Origin of the sequence: Marinomonas sp. MED121 (assembly GCF_000153025.1) — a bacterium.
GTDB lineage: Bacteria > Pseudomonadota > Gammaproteobacteria > Pseudomonadales > Marinomonadaceae > Marinomonas.
This window is the reverse complement of the sequence record NZ_CH672429.1, coordinates 270,672-291,521: the sequence shown is the minus strand read 5'-3', so window position 1 is coordinate 291,521 and position 20,850 is coordinate 270,672. Positions and strand designations below refer to the sequence as shown.

The following is a 20,850-nucleotide window of genomic DNA, read 5'->3' as shown; positions in this document are numbered from 1 at the left end:
AAACACCTTTAATGAGTGCTGAGTTTGTCGAATTTATCAAAATTCTTGGAAAAGGACGCCATGGTTCTAGAAGTTTAACTGAGCAGGAAGCTGAAAAGGCAATGGATTTAATCCTGCAAGATGTGGTCAAACCAGAACAAATGGGTGCTTTTTGGATGTTGATTCGTATTCGAGAAGAAACGGTTGCCGAAGCTGCGGGTTTTACGCGATCGATTCGTAAAAAATTGGCACCTCAAGTCGACATAAAGCCTGATTTAGATTGGCCTGTGTATGCCGGTAAACGTAATGAGCTGCCATGGTTTTTGCTGGTGGCGATTGCTTTGTCTCAATCTGGCGTGAAGGTCTTTATGCATGGCCATAGCTTTCCAGAAGAATCACGTATTTATGTCGATAAAGTGCTTAATTTCTTAGGGCTTGAACAGGCTCAAAATTTCGCACAAGCGCAAACACAAATAGAAAGCCAAAATTTTGCTTATCTTTCCCTAGATAAAATCTCAACTCAGCTCACTGACCTGATGGAGCTAAAGCGCTTGTTAGGTTTACGTTCCCCTGTGAATACCTTGGTTCGATTGATGAATCCGCTAGCGGCTGAACACAGTGTGCATGGTGTATTTCACAAAGGGTACGATGAGACTCATATCGAAGCCGCTAAAGTGCTAGAAGATAAGTCAGTGTTGGTTTTTCGAGGCGGTAATGGTGAAGCCGAAGTAAACCCTGAAAGAGATGTAAGCTTGGCTTTTCTAAAAGAGAAGCAGGTTAGCTGGAGTCAGTGGCCTAAATCGAGTCAGCAACATGTTAGGCAAAAAGATAATCTAGATTTAACTCGTATGCTAGACCATTGGTCGGGTGACACAGTCGATAGCTTTGGTGAGCAGGCAATTATGCAAACCATGGCATCTGTATTGGCATTGATGAGTGGTGAGTTAGATCAAGAAAAGAACGTAGTTAAAGCTAAGATTATTTGGCAGCAGAGAAACAAGTTAGCATTTAGCGCCTTATTAGCCGCTAGCTCTAACTAAGAGGGTATTTAAGCAAGATGAGCATTTCTGTCTTAGGCGTTATATTGGCGGGTGGTCAAGCTAGCCGCATGAAGTATGTGGCTAAAGGTTTAACTCGTTATAAAGATAGGCCGCTCATTGAATATGCTTTAAAGAGTTTTGAAACGCTTGCGGATCATACTCTGATAAATGCGAATAAAGATATTAAGGCTTATCAAAATTTTGGTGTTAAGGTTTTTACTGACCAAGCTGATTACCTTGATAAGGGGCCATTAAGCGGTGTGCTTGCTAGCTTGCTACAAGCCCAAGCCTTAAGTGTTAGCCATGTATTAATAAGCCCTTGTGATACACCGCTTGTTACCCAAGCAGTTTTCGAGCGTCTAAAACTAGCAGCAGAGCAAGAGCCTGAAAGCGTTTTTTATATTGAAAGTGACTCGGGCATTCAGCCTTTACATGCTATATTACCTGTCGCTGGTGTGGCTGATAAGTTAAAGCAGTATTTGAAGAGTGAAGCGAGAGTGATGTTTTTTTATCGTCAACTAGGTGCAAAAGCGGTTTATTGGCAAGATGAAAGTGCTTTTCTCAATATTAACTATTTAGAGCAACTCGATTAAGCTGGTTGTTTAGCTTCTGTTTAGGTCTCACCTTAATTTCATTTTAGTTTAAGTCGTTATTTAATTGATTCTAATTCGAGCTTGTAAGACTCTTTCTTTTCTTGATGGAGTAATTTGACTAGCAGGAAATCATATTTTGGCGCAAACCAAAATGTCGTGGTTTTGGCTCTCTTGCCTGTGCCTTCGCGTTTTACCTTAATTGTGTTGATGCTGCCTAGCTTGGTATCAATTTGTTCTTCACCTAATAGATCAAAGTGCCAAGCCTTTAATTTGCCACCGTCTGCAATCAAGTAATCCAATTTCTCTTTGTGGTTTTTTAAGTCTTGTCTAATTTGTAATTGGATACTGAGTTTATCTAATACACCTGCTTGAATGTCCATGTTCCAAGGCTTGTTTTTAATATCATTTCTCACTCGATTTTTCTGCCAATCAAAGGTTAAGACGGCATCGCGCTTTTTACCAAATGCACTGGTGTGATATTCATAAACAAGGGGAGAAATTTGCCCTTTCTCAACATTGAATTTAACGCTTTCATTAAGGGACGCAAAAAAAGTATCCGCTTCAAATGAAAAATGCCACTGTTTGTCTGGGGTTTGAGAGAGAGTTTGCGTGCCTTCTACTTTTAGGCTGATGCCTTTTTTCCATGTGGTGCTGTAGGTGGCTCTATAAGGCTTGATAAAGCTATCAGACGTGATTTCGTTTGGTGCCGCTTTGACGAGAATAGGCCACCACATCATCAAGCAGATAAGATAGAAGCTTGTTTTTTGTGGTGACATATTAATACCTAATCTTGAATGGGTTTACTCTAATTATAAGCAAAACCCGTTTCAGCTAAAGGGGTTTCATCAAGAATCGCTTTATTATTTACTTCTTTTAGTCTGTTTTGGCTAAACCATTTAACTGCAAGCGGATAAATAATATGTTCAAGTTTATGGACTTTTTGTGCCAAAGAATCAGCGGTTTCTTCAGTATCAATGTCAGTTTTCGCTTGTACTATGACAGCACCAGCATCTAATTCTGCACTGACAAAATGTACTGATACACCATGAAACTTGTCACCTGCATCTATCGCCCTTTGGTGGGTGTTTAGCCCTTTGTATTTAGGTAAAAGTGATGGGTGAATGTTTAGCATGCGACCTTGATAGTGACGGGTAAAACCTTCACTAAGAATACGCATAAAGCCAGCCAGAACAACCAACTTTGGTTGGTGTTGATCAATGCAGCTTTGTAATGCTGCATCAAAGGCTTCGCGAGACTCAAACTCTTTATGATTTAGGTGATGGGTTGGTATGCCTGCGTCTTTGGCTCTGGTTAGGCCATAGGCGTCAGCTTTGTTGCTGATAACAGCTTTGATCTCAATCTCAAGATCCCCTGACAAGCTCTGATCAATCAGAGCTTGTAGGTTGCTGCCACTACCGGATATAAGGACAACAATAGGAAAACTCACCGTGATTAACCCTCTAGATCAGAGATTAATACTTCTACGTCATCCTGTTTGTCGCGAATCTCACCGATTAACCAAGCGTCTTCGCCAGCATCTTGAAGAATTTTCAAGGCGTCATCCGCTTTGTCTGCATCTAAGCAAAGAACCATACCAACACCACAGTTAAGTACGCGGTACATTTCTTCTTGCTCTACATTGCCTTGCTCTTGTAACCAATCAAAAATAGCAGGGCGAGTCCAGCTTGATGCATCTATGTAAGCAGAAGCTGATTCAGGTAATACGCGTGGGATGTTCTCTAGAAGACCACCACCTGTAATGTGAGCCAAAGCGTTTACCTTGATGCTTTCCATTAGCTTTAAAATGGACTTCACATAAATTTTTGTTGGTGCCATTAGGGCATCTTTTAATGCGACGCCATCAATCTCTAGATTAAGGTCAGCTTGGCTAACTTCTAAGATTTTACGGATCAAAGAATAGCCATTAGAGTGAGGGCCTGAAGAACCCAGTGCAATCAGCTTGTCACCGGCTTTTACATTGGTGCCATCAATGATGTCTGCTTCTTCAACAACACCAACACAAAAACCTGCAAGGTCATAGTCGCCGTCATGGTACATGCCAGGCATTTCTGCTGTTTCACCGCCAACAAGGGCCGCGCCAGATTGTAAGCAACCTTCGCCAATACCCGTGACAACATTGGCAGCAACATCAATGTCTAGTTTGCCTGTTGCATAATAATCAAGGAAAAGTAGCGGTTCAGCACCGGCTACAACCAAATCATTAACACACATGGCAACTAAGTCGATGCCAATCGTGTCATGTTGGTTTAAATCCATTGCCAAGCGAAGTTTGGTGCCTACGCCATCTGTGCCTGACACAAGAATTGGATTTTTGTATTTAGTGGGTAATCGCGTTAATGCGCCAAAACCGCCGAGGCCGCCCATAACCTCTGGACGACGTGTTTTTTTGCTTACGCCCTTGATTCTTTCAACAAGTTGATTGCCTGCGTTGATGTCTACGCCAGCGTCTTTATAACTAATCGATTTCTTATCCGATTTGGTCATTGCCTATGCCCTGTCATGATAATAGTGGTGTGGGAGGCGGCATTTTAGCATAGTGACACATTAGGGCTATGGTTCTTTGTGAATATCACAGTAGAATATGTGCATTAATTTTAAGGAAGCGTATGAAAATTAGATTTTTGATGGTGATTTTCCTAGTTTTGCTAGCCCAAACTAGTTTTGCCGTAACTGTTCCTAACTTATATCGGGCTGAAATTATTCTGCCATTGGTCGATTCTGAAAAAAAGTTGATCAATAAAGCCTTCAAACAAGCTGTCGAAGAGGTTTTAATTAAGGTTTCGGGTAATTTGGATGGGGTGATGACGGTTTTACCGCAAGGGCAAAAGTCAGCAGCGTCTTGGGTTGCTCAGCACTCCATCACTGATGAAAATGACTTAATTGAGCTTGACGGTGAATTCTTTCCTGTAAAAAAAGTCGTGGTGGATTTCTATGCACAATCTATCAATGATTTTTTGTTCTCTAATCAGTTAGCTGTTTGGGGAGCAAATCGACCCTCTTTACTGCTTTGGATTGTAGAGCAGGGAGACTTTGTTAGGCAGGTGAGTGGGGCGCTGGCGCCATCTGATTTATTGAATTTAGTGGCAGCAGATGCGGCCCTAAAAGGGTTGCCGATTTATGCCCCTTTACAAGATGATCTAGATAAGCAAGCCGTCACTGTGTCTGACCTATGGGGCATGTTTGAAGGGCCTGTGATTACAGCCAGTCGTCGATATCAAACGGATGTGGCGGGTGTGTTAAAGGTTAATAATATCTTAGGTGAGTATGAGGCCAATCTTATGGTTCTTATGCCAGACGAGGAGCCGATTAAGCTGTTTGTTCAGGGGTTGGATAAAGAAGACATTGCTGAGCAGGTGAATGCTGCTTTGGCAAAACTTTTTTCAGCACGATATGCCGCAGTAAGAGGGCAGGGATCGGCCAATATAACCTTACGAGTGGATGAGGTTAAGGATTTTCAGACCTTGGATCAGATTCAAACCTATTTAGCCAATATCGCTGTGGTACGTGATGTATATTTGAATTCAATCAAAGCAGATCAAGTGCGTTTTTCTTTGGTTTTAGATGGTGATGTCAGTAAATTAGCAAATGCAATTGCCCTGGACTCTATCATTGAACAAGTGACGCTGGATGCTTTGGATCCAGACCTTAATTTAGTACAGGCTTACCGCTATAGTGGAGTAAATAACGAGTGAATGATGAATTAAATGAAAAGAGAGTTGAGCGCGACTTTTCTCGAAGAAGTGCAGAAGAGCAGCAAGACTTTCTCTCTCAAACCTGGTGTAACACTTGTATGGAAGTGGATCTGGGGATGAAGAACCCAAAAGAATATGAGAGTGAATCTCGTGTTTGGATTGAAGGTGAGTGTGTGAAATGTGGGCAAATCACAATCACTGAGATCGTTGAAGAAGATTAAAGCCCCATAAACGATAAATTAAAAACAAAAAAACCGCGCCTCTTAATAGAGTGACGCGGTTTTTTTATAGGCTTAGAGTTTACTTCTTAGGGTAATCTCTTTGTGTTTCACCTGTGTACAACTGACGCGGGCGACCAATTTTGTATGGTGCGCTGCTCATTTCGTTCCAGTGTGAAATCCAGCCAACAGTACGTGATACGGCAAAAATTACAGTAAACATGCTGGTTGGGATGCCAATTGCTTTTAGAATGATGCCTGAATAGAAGTCGACATTTGGATAAAGCTTACGCTCAACAAAGTAAGGGTCTTCTAGGGCAATCTGCTCAAGACGTTTGGCGATTTTCAAAAGAGGGTCATTAGACAGACCGAGTTCTGCAAGTACTTCGTCACAGGTTTCACGCATTACTTTAGCGCGTGGGTCGAAGTTCTTATAAACACGGTGACCAAAGCCCATTAAGCGGAATGGATCGTCTTTATCTTTCGCCTTAGCAATGAACTCGTCTATCTTAGATTCATCACCAATCTCTTCAAGCATGGTAAGAACAGCTTCGTTAGCACCACCATGAGCAGGCCCCCAAAGTGTTGCGATACCAGCGGCAATACAAGCAAATGGGTTAGCGCCAGATGAACCTGCTAAACGCACTGTTGATGTTGATGCATTTTGTTCATGATCAGCGTGTAGGATAAAGATTTTATCCATGGCTTTAGCAAATACTGGGTTTACAACATAATCTTCACAAGGTGTGCCGAACATCATGTAGAGGAAGTTCTCTGCATAAGATAGGTCGTTACGTGGATACATAACAGGTTGATCTTTAGAGTACTTAAAGCATATTGCCGCCAGTGTTGGCATTTTGGAGATCAATCTGAACGCTGCAATTTCGCGGTGTTCTGGGTTGTTGATGTCCATGTGATCTTGGTAGAAAGCGGATAATGCCCCTACTAAACCACACATGATTGCCATAGGGTGAGCATCGTTGCGGAATCCTTCAAGGAATTTGCGCATGGATTGGTTCACCATAGTGTGGTTGTGAACCGTTTTATCAAACTCTGCTTTTTGCTCTTCTGTTGGAAGTTCACCATTTAAAAGAAGGTAGCAGGTTTCCAGGTAGTCAGAATGCTCTGCAAGTTGTGCTATCGGATAGCCACGATGTAAAAGGATACCCGCTTCACCATCTATGTAAGTGATTGCTGATTCACAAGAACCAGTAGACATGAAACCTGGGTCATAGGTGAATACACCTTTAGAGCCAAGACCACGAACATCTATTACATCGGTACCAAGAGTACCGGAAAGTATTGGGAGTTCGATGACTTCATCTATCCCATCTACGGTAAGTCGAGCTTTTCTATCTGCCATTTTTAGTCTCCTTCAAGTTCTGAATCGGGACGGTGTCGAGTGGATAACTGACTGTATGACCCAGAAGGTGCGCAAAAAATACTGTTTCTGAAAGGTTAAATCAATCTTACAAAAAAAGTGTAATCAGTATTTTTATAAAAAAAAGATGTAATAAATATACATAACTTCTACACTACTTTTATGTCGTCTTTATGTTTTTGTATGTTAACTTGTTGAGATTTAAGGGTTTTTTGTTTTAAAAAAGATGAAAATGGCTTGTAATTTTATACCATTATTGTTCTTGTGTATGGGGTTATTCATTTTGTGAATGACGATCATTGTAAAGCCCTTGTCTTGTCTATTTGTCTTAGTAAATTTGGCTGGTCTATAATTGCGTTCCCAGAAATATGATTGATTTAGCGGGGAAAACTATAAAGCTGTGTCGCTTTTATAGAATTAACCCATAAATTATGACGTTTCTGTTAGAGGCCTAATGAGGTAGTTGAATGCTGCTTCATGGAGAGATAGGTCGTGATTGACCATTCAATCGATAAAAATGGTGTAAGAGTCGTGAATAAAAAAAGACCAGTCAATCTTGATATAGCTACTATATCAATGCCCGTTACCGCAATAGTGTCCATCCTTCACCGTGTAACAGGTGTCATCCTTTTCGTAGGTTTGGCATTTTTGTTTTATGCGTTTGATCTTTCGTTAGATTCGCAAGAAGGTTTTGATCAAGTTGTAAATGCTTTGCAAACAAGTTTCATTGCGAAATTCATCATTTGGGGTGTCGTTTCCGCTTTGATGTATCACTTTGTTGCAGGGATTAAACACTTGTTTATGGATATCGGTTACTTTGAAGAGTTAGAGAGTGGCCAGCTTGCTGCTAAAGCTAACCTAGTAATCGCTGCAATCCTAATTTTGGTTGTAGGAGTTTGGATATGGTAACTCAAATAACAAGCTTTGGCCGTTCAGGCTTATATGATTGGATGGTGCAGCGTGTATCTGCCATCGTACTTTCTTTGTATACGGTATTCATTATCGGATACCTAGTGATGAACCCTGAGCTGACATACGATCAATGGAGTGCTTTGTTTGAAGCCACATGGATGCGTATTTTTACTTTAATGACTTTGCTTTCAATTGGTGTTCACTCTTGGATTGGCCTATGGTCAATTTCTACTGACTACCTTAAAGCAACGGGTGTTCGTTTCTTTTTTCAATCTCTATGTGGTTTAGCAATGTTTGTTTATATCACTTGGGGTGTTCAGGTTCTTTGGGGGCTATAGACTAATGGCTAATATACGTACAATTTCTTTTGATGCCATTGTTATTGGTGGCGGTGGTGCTGGTATGCGCGCTGCTTTACAACTGACAGAGTCTGGCTTGAATACCGCTTGTGTAACTAAAGTATTTCCAACTCGATCTCACACTGTATCTGCTCAAGGTGGTATTACCTGCGCGATTGCAAGTGATGATCCAAATGATGATTGGCGCTGGCACATGTACGACACTGTAAAAGGGTCGGACTATATTGGTGACCAAGATGCCATTGAGTACATGTGTTCAGTAGGGCCGCAAGCCGTATTTGAATTGGAGCACATGGGGCTTCCTTTCTCACGTACAGAAAGTGGCCGTATTTACCAACGTCCTTTTGGTGGTCAATCAAAGGATTTTGGTAAGGGCGGACAAGCTGCGCGTACTTGTGCTGCTGCTGACCGTACAGGTCACGCACTTTTGCACACCCTTTATCAAGCTAACTTGAAAGGGGGCACTACCTTCTTTAACGAATGGTATGCTGTTGATCTAGTTAAAAATAAAGAAGATGCTGTTGTCGGTGTTATCGCAATTTGCATTGAAACAGGTGAAACCGTTTACCTAAAAGCAAAAGCGACTGTCTTGGCGACAGGTGGTGCGGGACGTATTTACCAATCTACGACAAACGCACACATCAACACGGGTGATGGTGTTGGTATGGCACTGCGTGCTGGTTACCCTATGCAAGACATGGAGATGTGGCAGTTCCACCCAACCGGTATTTACGGAGCGGGTACACTTGTTACTGAAGGTTGTCGTGGTGAAGGTGGTTATTTAATTAACAAAGATGGCGAACGCTTCATGGAACGCTATGCACCAAACGCGAAAGACCTTGCAGGTCGTGACGTTGTGGCGCGTTCTATGATTCTAGAAATTCTAGAAGGTCGCGGCTGTGGTCCAGATGGTGACCATGTATTGCTTAAACTAGATCACCTAGGTGAAGAAACTCTGAATAAGCGTCTGCCTGGTATTCTTGAGCTGTCACGTACTTTTGCTCACGTAGATCCAGTTAAAGAGCCAATTCCAGTTATCCCGACTTGTCACTATATGATGGGTGGTACACCAACCAATATCGGTGGTCAGGCATTGACAGTTGACGGTGAAGGTAACGATGTCATTGTTGATGGTCTTTATGCATGTGGTGAAGCGGCAAGTGTTTCTGTACACGGTGCTAACCGCTTAGGTGGTAACTCATTACTTGATCTTGTTGTATTTGGTCGTGCTGCTGGCATCCAAGTTAAGAAGGCCTTAGATGAAGGTTTTGATTCTCTTGATGCAAGTGAAACGGATATCGAGCGTGCGATGGCTCGTTTGAATCGCCTAAATAGCTCAACATCAGGTGAGAGTGTGGCAGCGGTTCGTGCTGATCTACAAAAAACTATGCAACTTTACTTTGGTGTATTCCGTGACGGTGAAGCGATGCAGACGGGTCTTAAGCAATTGGCTGAAATTCGTAAGCGTGTTGAAAACTTACATCTTGAAGATAAGAGTATGGCGTTTAACACGGCTCGTATTGAAGCACTTGAGCTAGAAAACTTGTTAGAGGTAGCTGAAGCGACTGCTATTCCAGCTGAGTTCCGTAAAGAAAGTCGTGGTGCTCATGCCCGTAATGACTACACTGAGCGTGATGATGAAAATTGGTTGAAGCACTCATTATTCCACCCAGCGAATAAGGCTGTTACTAAGCGTGATGTCAATATGTCACCTAAGACAGTTGAAGCTTTCCCACCAAAAGCACGTACATACTAAGGGGTAGTAGCAAATGTTAGTTAGTATTTATCGTTACAATCCAGAAGTTGATGACGCTCCTTACATGCAAGATGTCCAAGTAGATCTGCCTGAAGGTAAAGATCTGATGGTATTGGATGTATTGAACCTTATGAAAGATAAGGATCCTTCTGTATCATATCGCCGTTCATGCCGTGAAGGTGTATGTGGTTCTGATGGTATGAATATGAACGGCAAAAATGGCTTGGCGTGTATTACGCCTATGTCAGCTGTTGTGAAAAATGACAAGTTGGTATTGCGTCCTTTACCTGGTTTACCTGTTGTTCGTGACCTTGTTGTTGATATGGGTCAGTTCTACAAGCAATACGAGAAGATTCGTCCTTACTTGATTAACGACACACCAGCACCAGCAATTGAGCGTTTACAGAGTCCAGAAGAGCGTGAAAAGCTTGACGGTCTTTATGAATGTATCTTGTGTGCTTGTTGTTCGACTGCGTGTCCATCATTCTGGTGGAACCCAGATAAATTTGTTGGACCATCAGGCTTGTTGCAGGCTTATCGTTTCTTAATTGATTCACGTGATAACGCAACACAAGAGCGACTATCTGAACTTGATGATCCATTCAGTGTATTCCGCTGTCACGGTATCATGAACTGTGTAAATGTTTGTCCTAAAGGGCTGAATCCAACGAAAGCAATTGGTAACATTCGCACCATGTTATTGCAGCGCGCGACTTAAGCGAGTTGTGCCTTCAAATGGAAGGCAAATAAATAGGCGACATGATGAATTTCATGTCGCCCATTTACGTTAATAAGGTCAAACATAGAGACCAAACGTAAATAAACCCAGAATTTAAGTTTCTTTATTGTGGGAACAAGGATGAGTAAATAAAGTTTAATCACTTGGCACAGTTGGAAGGTAGTGCAGGTACTTAGTTTGACTCTTCAGATTGGTGCCGAATGATTAACAATTTTACTGACACAGTAGAGAGAGTATGAAGTAGTAAAATTGGCAGGCTTAACAGGCCACACGAGCCTTAATAGTCAACACACTATAAGATTGATACTTGTCGTAATGCGGCAGACGGCTCGAACATAAGGGTGATCGAGAATGCACGAAAGTTTAATGGAGTTGCTATGGAGCACCTCTCATTTCTCAGGTGGCAACCTAGAGTACATTGAGGGGCTATTTGAAAGCTACCTCGTCGATCCGAACTCAGTGTCGGAAGAATGGCGTAAATGCTTTGACCAATTGCCAAGGGTGAGTGAAGGGCAGTCTACAGATGTTCCTCATTCCGTTGTACAGGAGCAATTCTTACAACTGGCTAAAAATAAATACCGTTTCCAGCCAGCCGCAGTTTCTGCAGCTGTAAGCTCTGGCCACGAACAGAAACAAATTAAAGTACTGCAGTTGATTAGCGCGTATCAAATGCGTGGTCATCAGCATGCAAATCTAGATCCATTAGGTTTGCAAGGCCGTAACCAAGTACCAGATTTGGATCTAGCTTTTCACCAGTTGACTGGTGCTGACCTAGATGAAGAGTTTAGTACAGGCCCTCTATTCTTTAGCAAAGATGTCATGAAGCTGAAAGACATCATTGCCGGACTAGAAAAGACTTACTGCTCATCGATTGGTTACGAGTTTATGTACCTAGTCGACACCCAAGAAAAACGCTGGATCCAACAGCGTGTCGAATCTTCTCTATCTGACCCGCAATATTCCAATGAAACACGTAAAAGCCTTCTAGAGCGCCTAACTGCAGCTGAAGGCTTAGAAAAATACTTAGGTAGTCGCTACCCTGGTGCTAAACGTTTCGGTCTAGAGGGTGCAGAATCTTTAATCCCAATGATGAATGAGCTAATTCAACGTTCTGGCGCACTAGGTGCTAAAGAAGTTGTTATTGGTATGGCTCACCGTGGTCGATTAAATGTATTGGTAAATACATTAGGTAAGAACCCTAAAGATTTATTTGACGAGTTCGAAGGTAAGAAACTCGTTAATACATCTGGTGACGTTAAGTATCACCAAGGTTTCTCTTCCAATGTGGTGACAGATGGTGGTGAAGTTCATATAGCTTTGTCATTTAACCCATCTCACTTAGAGATTGTATCACCTGTTGTTGAAGGATCTGTGCGTGCTCGCCAAGATCGTCGTAATGACACAACGGGTAAGACGGTAGTACCGATTTCCATTCACGGTGACTCTGCGTTTGCGGGTCAAGGTGTGGTAATGGAAACCTTCCAAATGTCACAAACCCGTGGCTATAAAACAGGGGGTACAGTTCATATTGTTGTGAATAACCAAGTTGGTTTCACAACTAACCGTCAAGAAGATGTACGTTCTACGCAATACAGTACTGATGTTGCAAAAATGATTCAGGCGCCTATCTTCCATGTAAATGGTGATGATCCAGAAGCTGTTTTGTTTGTGACTCAACTCGCGTTAGATTACCGTTACGAGTTTGGTCGTGACGTTGTGATTGATTTAGTTTGTTATCGTCGTCGTGGTCATAACGAGACTGATGAGCCTTCTGGTACTCAGCCGCTTATGTATCAAGTGATTAACAAGCTAAAAACAACTCGTACCCAATATGCTGATAAGCTGGTTGGTCTTGGGGTTGTTAGCAAGGCAGAAGAGAAACAGTTGGTTGATGAAAACCGTGAAGACTTAGACAATGGTCGTCATGTTTCTAAGAGCTTGGTGCTAGAATCACAAACAGGGTCTTTTGTCGATTGGACACCTTATATCGGTGCTGATTGGACTGATGAGGGTGACACAACTTACCCGCTTGCTAAGCTTCAAGAATTGGCTAAAAAGCTAACTCAAATACCAGATGGTATTGTGGTTCAGCGTCAGGTACAAAAAATCTATCAAGACAGAGATAAGATGACGGCCGGTGCTTTGCCGATTAACTGGGGCTATGCCGAAACTTTGGCTTTCGCTACCTTGTTAGAGCAAGACTTCCCGTTACGTATTACAGGTCAAGATTCTGGCCGTGGTACTTTCTCTCACCGTCATGCTGTTATTCATAGCCAAAAAGACGGTAGTAGTTATATTCCTTTAAAACACTTGTCTGAAGGTCAACCTCCGTTAGATTTGTATGATTCATACTTATCTGAAGAAGCGGTATTGGCATTCGAATATGGTTACGCGACTACGTCTCCAAAAGGCATGGTTATCTGGGAAGCACAATTTGGTGACTTTGCCAATGGTGCGCAAGTTGTAATTGACCAATTTATTACCAGTGGTGAGCACAAGTGGGGTCGTTTATGCGGTCTAACTATGTTACTTCCACACGGTTATGAAGGTCAGGGGCCAGAGCATTCATCTGCTCGTCTTGAGCGTTATATGCAGCTTTGTGCTGAATTTAACATTCAGGTTTGTGTACCAACAACACCTGCTCAGATTTATCATATCTTACGTCGTCAAGCGATTCGCCCAATGCGTCGTCCTTTGATTATCTTGTCACCGAAGAGCCTTTTGCGTCATAAGCAAGCTATCTCTTCTTTGGAAGATTTATCTGAAGGCAGCTTTAAAACCGTACTACCTGATTCTTCATCTAAAGCTGATCCTGCTGATGTGAAGCGTTTGGTTATTTGTAGCGGTAAGATTTACTACGATTTGATTAATCGTCGTGAAGAATTGGCGAAAGATGATGTGGCTGTTATTCGTTTAGAGCAGTTATATCCATTCCCGTACAAAGATTTTGAAACGGTTTTAGCACCTTACAAAAATGTAGAGTCGCTTGTTTGGTGTCAAGAAGAGCCTAAGAACCAGGGTGCTTGGCATGCAAATCGCCACCGTATGAATCGTGTGCTGGAAGCCTTGTATCCGCAGTTGAAGATCCGCTTTGCAGGTCGTATTTCTTCTGCAGCGCCAGCAGCAGGTTACATGTCTATCCATATTGAAGAACAAGAAGCGTTAGTAAACGATGCCATTCAAGGCTAATACAACGTCAGTCAAAGAAATTAAGGGTTTAAAATGAGTATCGAAATAAAAGCACCTACATTTCCAGAGTCCGTAGCCGACGGTACGGTTGCAACTTGGCACAAACAGCCAGGTGAAGCATGTTCTCGTGATGAGCACATTGTTGATATCGAAACAGATAAAGTAGTTCTTGAAGTTGTAGCGCCTGCTGATGGTGTCCTTCAAGCAATTCATAAAGCTGAAGGTGATGTTGTACTTAGCGCTGAAGTGCTAGCAACATTCGTCGCTGGTGATGCCGCTGCTGCGCCAGAAGCGCCTGCTGCTGCACCAGCAGCTGCTTCTGAGTCAACTGAAAGTGTTGAAATTAAGGCGCCTGTTTTCCCCGAGTCTGTTGCTGACGGTACTGTTGCAGCTTGGCACAAACAACCAGGTGAACTATGTGAACGTGATGAGCACATTGTTGACATTGAAACAGATAAAGTTGTACTTGAAGTTGTTGCACCAGCAGCTGGTGTGATTGGTAATGTATTAGCTGGCGAAGGCGATACCGTATTAAGTGCTCAAGCATTAGCGACTTTCCTTGTGGGTGCAACTGGCGGTGCTGCGGCTCCTGCTGCGACAGCGCCTGTTGCTGTTGAAGGTGATGATGACGCGGTTGCAGGTCCAGCTGCACGTAAAGCCTTGGCTGAAGCCGGCCTAACTGTTGCTCAAGTTAAGGGTACAGGTAAAGGTGGTCGTATCACTAAAGAAGATGTTGAAGCCGCTCAAAAACAAGCGCCTGCTCAAACACCCGTTGCGCCAGCCGCGGCTCCTGTTGTAGCGCCAGCGACACCTGCTCCTGCTGCGCCGCTAGCGAATACTGATGGTCGTGTTGAGAAGCGTGTTCCTATGACTCGCCTTCGTGCAACTATTGCAAAGCGTTTGGTTGAAGCACAGCAAACAGCTGCCATGCTAACGACTTATAACGAAGTGAATATGGGTCCAGTAATGGAGCTTCGTAAGAAGTATAAGGATCTATTCCTTAAAACCCATAACGGTACTAAGTTAGGCTTTATGTCTTTCTTTGTTAAAGCTGTGACTGAAGCGCTTAAAGCCTTCCCAGCAGTTAACGCATCCATCGATGGTAATGACATGGTTTACCATGGTTACCAAGATATTGGTGTAGCCGTATCTACTAACCGTGGCCTTATGGTTCCTGTACTGCGTAATACAGACTCTATGGGTCTTGCTGATATCGAAAGTGGTATCATGGATTTTGCTGTACGTGGTCGTGATGGCAAACTAGGTCTTGACGACATGCAAGGTGGTACTTTCACTATTACCAATGGTGGTACTTTCGGCTCTCTAATGTCGACACCAATTTTGAATCCACCACAAACAGCTATCTTGGGTATGCATAAGATCCAAGAGCGTCCTATGGCTGTCAATGGTCAGGTTGTTATCCAGCCTATGATGTACTTAGCATTGTCATACGATCACCGTATGATTGATGGTAAGGAAGCGGTTCAATTCCTTGTAAAAGTAAAAGATTTGTTGGAAGATCCAGCACGTTTGTTGCTTGAAGTGTAACTGAGCAAATTATAAGCTCGGCCCTTATCCTGGGTCGGGTAAATTACAACATGAGGCACGACTCTTCTATAAGCTAGATGTGGTTGTGCCCGTATTGACCGAGAAATGGAAACCCTTATGTCTGAAAAATTTGATGTTATTGTAATTGGTGGCGGCCCTGGTGGTTACGTTGCTGCTATCCGTGCTGCTCAAATGGGCCTTAAAACAGCTTGTATTGAAAAGTGGCTAGATAAAGACAATAAGCCAAGACTTGGTGGTACTTGTCTGAACGTAGGCTGTATCCCTTCTAAAGCCTTGTTAGACTCTTCTCATAAGTACCATGATGCAAAAGAAGCATACGGTGTTCATGGTATTGCGGTTGGCGATGTAAGCATGGATGTCAATGCCATGGTTGATCGTAAAGATAAAATTGTTGACCAACTAACAAGTGGTATTACCGGTCTTTTCAAAGCAAACGGTGTAACAAGCTTTGAAGGTATGGGTAAAGTACTTGCTGGTAAGAAAGTTGAATTCACTGCCCATGACGGCACTGTCACTGTTCTTGATGCTGAAAACGTTATCTTGGCAACGGGTTCTGTACCTGTAAACATCCCACCAGCGCCTCGTACTGGTGACATTATCGTTGATAATGAAGGTGCATTGGACTTCCGTGAAATACCAAAACGTCTAGGTGTTATCGGTGCTGGCGTTATCGGTCTAGAGCTTGGTTCTGTTTGGGCTCGCCTAGGTTCTGACGTCGTTGTTCTAGAAGCTCAAGATCAATTCCTAAGCGTTTGTGATAAAGATATTGCAAAAGAAGCTGGCAAGATCTTCAAGAAACAACACCTAGATATTCGTGTTGGTGCACGTGTAACTGGAAGTGAAGTTAAGGGTGAAGAAGTTGAAGTAACTTACCTTAACGCTAAAGGTGATGAAGAGAAGCAAACTTTCGACAAACTAATTGTTGCTGTTGGTCGTAAGCCATTTACTGATGGATGTCTAGCTGCTGATTCTGGCGTTAAGCTAGATGAGCGTGGTTTCGTATTTGTTGACGATCAGTGCCGTACATCTGTACCAGGTGTATTCGCAATTGGTGATATCGTACGTGGTCCTATGTTGGCGCACAAAGCATCTGAAGAAGGTGTGATGGTTGCTGACATCATTGCTGGTCATAAAGCGCAAATGAACTATGACTGCATTCCTTCAGTAATTTATACTCACCCAGAACTAGCTTGGGTTGGTAAAAACGAACAAGAACTTAAAGCCGCTGGTGTTAGCTATAAAGTGGGTAAATTCCCATTTGCAGCATCTGGTCGTGCTATGGCAGCAAATGATACTGACGGTTTCGTTAAGATCATTGCCGATGAAGAAACTGATCGTATCCTAGGTTGCCATATCATTGGTGGCCATGCGGCAGACTTGATCGCTCAAGCTGTTATTGCAATGGAATTTGGTTCAACTGCAGAAGATATTGCTCTAACTGTATTTGCTCACCCAACCGTGAGTGAAGCAGTACATGAAGCGGCGCTTGCTGTTGATGGCCATGCTATCCATATTGCAAACCGTAAAAAGCGTAAATAATCGCTTAAATAAATTCGATTTGTCAGCCCTGTGATTGATGAGCACAGGAGCTGACAATTTCTGTCAATTTGGCAGAGCTTATATCAATCATTACAAGATGAGCGGAAAAACAAATGAACCTACACGAATATCAGGCAAAGCAGCTTTTTGCTGAATACGGCCTGCCAGTATCTACAGGGTATGCATGTGACACGCCAGAAGAGGCGGTAGAAGCAGCTAAGAAAATCGGCGGCGACATGTGGGTTGTAAAAGCTCAAGTACATGCAGGCGGACGTGGTAAAGCAGGCGGTGTTAAGCTTGTTAAGACTCACGAAGAAATTGCTGAATTCACTAACCAGTGGATTGGTAAAAACTTAGTGACTTACCAAACAGATGAAAATGGTCAGCCAGTTTCTAAAATCCTAGTTGAGTCTTGCACAGATATTGCTAACGAATTGTACCTAGGTGCAGTTGTTGACCGTGCTACTCGCCGCGTTGTGTTCATGGCATCTACTGAAGGTGGTGTGGATATCGAGACTGTTGCTGAAGAAACGCCTGAGTTGATTCACAAAGCAATTATCGATCCTCTAGTTGGCGCTCAACCTTACCAAGCGCGTGAACTTGCATTTAAATTGGGCCTAAACCCAACTCAAATCAAGCAATTCACTAAAGTTTTCCTAGGTTTGTCTCAGATGTTCCATGACTTTGATTTCGCACTGCTAGAAATCAACCCATTGGTAATCACTGAAGAAGGCAACATTCACTGCCTAGACGGAAAAATCAACATTGATAGCAATGCTGTTTACCGTCAAAAGAAAATGCAAGAGTTCCACGATCCATCTCAAGAAGATGCACGTGAAGCACATGCAGCCTCTTTCGAACTTAACTATGTAGCACTAGACGGTAACGTTGGTTGCATGGTTAACGGTGCAGGCCTAGCGATGGGTACTATGGACATCGTAAACCTTCACGGTGGCAAGCCAGCTAACTTCCTAGACGTTGGTGGCGGCGCGACTAAAGAGCGTGTATCTGAAGCATTCAAAATCATCCTTTCTGATGACAATGTAAAAGCTGTATTGGTTAACATCTTCGGTGGTATCGTACGTTGCGATATGATTGCTGAAGGTATTATCGGTGCTGTTAAAGAAGTTGGTGTTCAGGTGCCTGTTGTTGTACGTCTTGAAGGTACAAATGCTGAGCTAGGCCGTGAAGTGCTAGCGAAATCTGATCTTGATATTATTGCGGCTTCAAGTCTAAAAGACGCGGCTGTTCAAGTTGTTAAAGCTGCGGAGGGCAAATAATGTCTGTTCTAATTAACAAAGATACTAAAGTAATTTGCCAAGGTTTTACTGGCGGTCAAGGTACTTTTCACTCTGAGCAAGCAATTGCTTACGGTACAAAAATGGTTGGTGGTGTAACACCTGGTAAAGGTGGTCAAACTCACCTAGGCCTACCTGTTTTTAACACTGTACGTGAAGCAGTAGAAGAAACTGGTGCTGAAGCATCTGTTATCTATGTACCAGCGCCTTTCTGTAAAGATTCTATCCTTGAAGCAGCTAACAGTGGCATCAAACTAATAGTTTGTATCACTGAAGGTATCCCAACACTAGACATGCTTGACTGTAAAGTTGCTTGTGACGAGCTAGGTGTACGCCTAATCGGACCTAACTGCCCAGGTGTTATCACACCAGGCGAATGTAAGATCGGCATCATGCCTGGTCACATTCACTTGCCAGGTAAAGTAGGTATCGTATCTCGTTCTGGTACTTTGACTTATGAAGCCGTTAAGCAAACGACTGATGCTGGTTTTGGTCAGTCTACTTGTGTCGGTATTGGTGGTGACCCAATCCCAGGTACTAACTTCATCGACGTTCTAGAGTTGTTCCAAAACGACCCTAAAACTGAAGCGATCGTAATGATTGGTGAAATCGGTGGTACTGCAGAAGAAGAAGCGGCTGCTTACATTAAAGCTAATGTCACTAAGCCTGTTGTTTCTTACATTGCAGGTGTTACTGCGCCAGCTGGTAAGCGTATGGGTCATGCCGGCGCTATCATCTCTGGTGGTAAAGGTACTGCTGATGAGAAATTCGCAGCACTAGAAGACGCAGGTGTTAAAACTGTACGTTCTCTAGCTGACATCGGTGATGCTCTAAAAGAATTGACTGGCTGGTAAGCTAAGAAATCTTTAAGCGTTACAACAAAATCCCCGCTCTAGCGGGGATTTTTTTTGCTTTTAATAAATGATGTTAGCTGTTGTTGAGAATGACGCTGTCGTTCTTGTTTAGTTAGAGATTAGAAGATGTTAGAAGAGGTAGAGGAGATCAGAGTAAGAAATATATGGTTGAGGGCGTGGTTAGCTTGTGTGAGTGCTTTTCAGGTATTGATTACATTAGTCCATTATTTATTGGCATCAAATGCTTAGAGCGCTTCTAAGGAGCTGCGATTAAGTCACCTCTTCTCAATCTAGCCTTTTTATCGTTATGGGAAAAGTGCCAAACAAGGCGTCGCTTTGCATGTGACTAATAGAAAATTAGTGTTGCTACCTTTTGAGAAGAGGCAGCACTGTGTGTCTCTTTATTTGCAACTTGTTCTGCAAGCCTCGTAGGGCGTGGTCTAATAGCCCATCTTTAAGTTGAGGCCCTTATCAAGCGCAGCAATTAAGTTGCGTCTTTCGCCATAAATCTAGTAGTTGTATTCACACGCGGAGGCGGGAGTGCCTATTCGTCGGTTAACTAGCGCCTTAGATCTCCTTAGTTATTTAGTTCAAAATTGAAAATGAGACTTGAGATCAATGTTGCAGTTGATGATTTAAAACGTTTGTCTTGTCCATATACAGGTGCTTTGGCTTTATCAATATTAAATGTCTAGTATTTTTATGAGTATTTTCTGAATTTTGTTTTAAATTTTATTATCTTTGCTTAGGTTCAATTTAAATAAGCAGTTTCCTACACTTTTATGTGTTTTTTTAGGCCGAATGTGGATAAAAAATGCAGGTGACGATTTTGGTTTTTATTTTATTAAATTATTTAATATCAATGGCTTATGGTTTTCTTCGTGTTTTGGGATGCTACTTTGTGTAATCGAGTATTAGCAGAATATGAAGAAGTCATGGATGTTAAATTAATATTATTTACTATGCTTGGCATGCGTCGTAATATTTTTACCAACAAGACGAGTTAATTTTAAAAACCTCTTGGGTAGGTTTGAAATAATTACTTCTTATTTAAATGATTTAATTTTAATAAGAAGTTTATTAAAAAATAGAATTTGATTTTTCTTGGAATTGACTTTTAGGTTTTTAAAATTTATTGATATTTAATTGAATAATGAGGAATTAAATTATGGCTACTATATATATGCGTATTGATGGTGTAGATGCAATCAACGGTGCAGCAACAATTGGTGAAGTAGGTGGTAAAAAAGGCTTCTTCGCAATCGACTCTCTTTCTTGGGGTGCGGTTCGTGGTGTAACAGTTGATGTCGGTAACGCAAATAATGCTGACCAAGGTATGGTGGGTTTAGGTGAACTAAGTGTGTCACGCGGATCAGACGGTGCAAGTCCTTTACTAACGACTTTCTTGTTCTCTCCAGGCGCTGAAGGTAAAACTTGTGAAATCATGATTACTAAGCCGTCTCGTGAAGGTAACGGTGCTGATCCTTACCTAGTGATTACTATTGAGAAATCTCGTGTCGCTAGTTACAACTTAGGTTGTGGTGACGGTTCTCTACCAAGCGAGTCTTTCTCTCTTGCTTATGCAACAATGAGTCTAGTTTACTACTACGAAGATGATGCAGGTAAAATCCAAAAAGGTGACACCATCAAGTATGATGTACCTACTGCAACTTTGGCTTCTAAAGCTGCACTTTAAGTATCTTAGTGTAAC

General features: G+C 42.4%; 18 protein-coding genes. 14 read left to right on the top strand and 4 right to left on the bottom strand.

Annotated elements, in window-relative coordinates:
• The first annotated feature begins 11 nt into the window (after positions 1-11).
• Positions 12-1,019 (top strand): glycosyl transferase family protein, encoded by a 1,008-nt coding sequence (locus MED121_RS01365; protein WP_036178476.1) that lies wholly within the window; start codon positions 12-14, stop codon positions 1,017-1,019.
• A gap of 17 nt (positions 1,020-1,036) precedes the next feature.
• Positions 1,037-1,612: a molybdenum cofactor guanylyltransferase gene (locus tag MED121_RS23505; protein ID WP_009831785.1), complete on the top strand. Its 576-nt coding sequence runs from the start codon at positions 1,037-1,039 to the stop codon at positions 1,610-1,612.
• 56 nt (positions 1,613-1,668) lie between these two features.
• Here the strand turns inward: MED121_RS23505 and MED121_RS01355 are convergent, their stop codons facing one another.
• The 3 genes from MED121_RS01355 to purM are packed head-to-tail and all read right to left on the bottom strand — an operon-like array spanning position 1,669 to position 4,117.
• Complete coding sequence (locus MED121_RS01355) at positions 1,669-2,388, bottom strand: DUF3108 domain-containing protein (protein ID WP_009831784.1); 720 nt, start codon at positions 2,386-2,388, stop codon at positions 1,669-1,671.
• Between the two features lie 29 nt (positions 2,389-2,417).
• Positions 2,418-3,065 (bottom strand): phosphoribosylglycinamide formyltransferase, encoded by a 648-nt coding sequence (gene purN, locus MED121_RS01350; RefSeq protein WP_036178474.1) that lies wholly within the window; start codon positions 3,063-3,065, stop codon positions 2,418-2,420.
• Positions 3,065-4,117, bottom strand: coding sequence for a phosphoribosylformylglycinamidine cyclo-ligase (purM, locus tag MED121_RS01345; protein WP_009831782.1), 1,053 nt, complete (start codon positions 4,115-4,117; stop codon positions 3,065-3,067). The genes purN and purM overlap by 1 nt, the downstream gene beginning before the upstream one ends.
• A 122-nt stretch (positions 4,118-4,239) precedes the next feature.
• On the opposite strand from purM, the gene MED121_RS01340 reads away from it, so the two are divergent.
• Positions 4,240-5,325 carry a DUF2066 domain-containing protein gene (locus MED121_RS01340; RefSeq protein WP_009831781.1) on the top strand — a complete coding sequence of 362 codons (1,086 nt, stop codon included), beginning with the start codon at positions 4,240-4,242 and terminating at the stop codon, positions 5,323-5,325.
• Entirely contained in the window at positions 5,322-5,546 is a 225-nt protein-coding gene (locus MED121_RS01335; RefSeq protein ID WP_009831780.1) for a hypothetical protein, read from the top strand. Before MED121_RS01340 ends, MED121_RS01335 begins: the two co-directional genes overlap by 4 nt.
• 79 nt (positions 5,547-5,625) lie before the next feature.
• Here the strand turns inward: MED121_RS01335 and gltA are convergent, their stop codons facing one another.
• Entirely contained in the window at positions 5,626-6,906 is a 1,281-nt protein-coding gene (gltA, locus tag MED121_RS01330; protein ID WP_009831779.1) for a citrate synthase, read from the bottom strand.
• A gap of 510 nt (positions 6,907-7,416) precedes the next feature.
• Here gltA and sdhC point away from each other — a divergent pair.
• The 10 genes from sdhC (at position 7,417) to MED121_RS01280 (ending at position 20,835) form a co-directional block, all read left to right on the top strand.
• Positions 7,417-7,833 (top strand): succinate dehydrogenase, cytochrome b556 subunit, encoded by a 417-nt coding sequence (gene sdhC / locus MED121_RS01325; RefSeq protein WP_009831778.1) that lies wholly within the window; start codon positions 7,417-7,419, stop codon positions 7,831-7,833.
• Positions 7,827-8,174 (top strand): succinate dehydrogenase, hydrophobic membrane anchor protein, encoded by a 348-nt coding sequence (gene sdhD, locus MED121_RS01320; protein WP_009831777.1) that lies wholly within the window; start codon positions 7,827-7,829, stop codon positions 8,172-8,174. Before sdhC ends, sdhD begins: the two co-directional genes overlap by 7 nt.
• Positions 8,175-8,178: 4 nt before the next feature.
• Entirely contained in the window at positions 8,179-9,951 is a 1,773-nt protein-coding gene (gene sdhA, locus MED121_RS01315; RefSeq protein ID WP_009831776.1) for a succinate dehydrogenase flavoprotein subunit, read from the top strand.
• 13 nt (positions 9,952-9,964) lie between these two features.
• Positions 9,965-10,669: a succinate dehydrogenase iron-sulfur subunit gene (locus MED121_RS01310; RefSeq protein ID WP_009831775.1), complete on the top strand. Its 705-nt coding sequence runs from the start codon at positions 9,965-9,967 to the stop codon at positions 10,667-10,669.
• 372 nt (positions 10,670-11,041) lie between these two features.
• Entirely contained in the window at positions 11,042-13,879 is a 2,838-nt protein-coding gene (locus tag MED121_RS01305; protein ID WP_009831773.1) for a 2-oxoglutarate dehydrogenase E1 component, read from the top strand.
• A gap of 33 nt (positions 13,880-13,912) precedes the next feature.
• Complete coding sequence (gene odhB, locus MED121_RS01300; protein ID WP_009831772.1) at positions 13,913-15,427, top strand: 2-oxoglutarate dehydrogenase complex dihydrolipoyllysine-residue succinyltransferase; 1,515 nt, start codon at positions 13,913-13,915, stop codon at positions 15,425-15,427.
• Positions 15,428-15,544: 117 nt separating this feature from the next.
• Positions 15,545-16,987: a dihydrolipoyl dehydrogenase gene (lpdA, locus tag MED121_RS01295; RefSeq protein WP_036178470.1), complete on the top strand. Its 1,443-nt coding sequence runs from the start codon at positions 15,545-15,547 to the stop codon at positions 16,985-16,987.
• 113 nt (positions 16,988-17,100) lie between these two features.
• Entirely contained in the window at positions 17,101-18,267 is a 1,167-nt protein-coding gene (gene sucC / locus MED121_RS01290) for an ADP-forming succinate--CoA ligase subunit beta (RefSeq protein ID WP_009831770.1), read from the top strand.
• Positions 18,267-19,139 carry a succinate--CoA ligase subunit alpha gene (gene sucD, locus MED121_RS01285; RefSeq protein ID WP_009831769.1) on the top strand — a complete coding sequence of 291 codons (873 nt, stop codon included), beginning with the start codon at positions 18,267-18,269 and terminating at the stop codon, positions 19,137-19,139. The genes sucC and sucD overlap by 1 nt, the downstream gene beginning before the upstream one ends.
• Positions 19,140-20,307: 1,168 nt before the next feature.
• The gene (locus MED121_RS01280) at positions 20,308-20,835 is read left to right on the top strand and encodes a type VI secretion system tube protein Hcp (RefSeq protein ID WP_036178467.1); all 528 of its coding nucleotides are present in this window, start codon (positions 20,308-20,310) and stop codon (positions 20,833-20,835) included.
• Positions 20,836-20,850 lie beyond the last annotated feature (15 nt).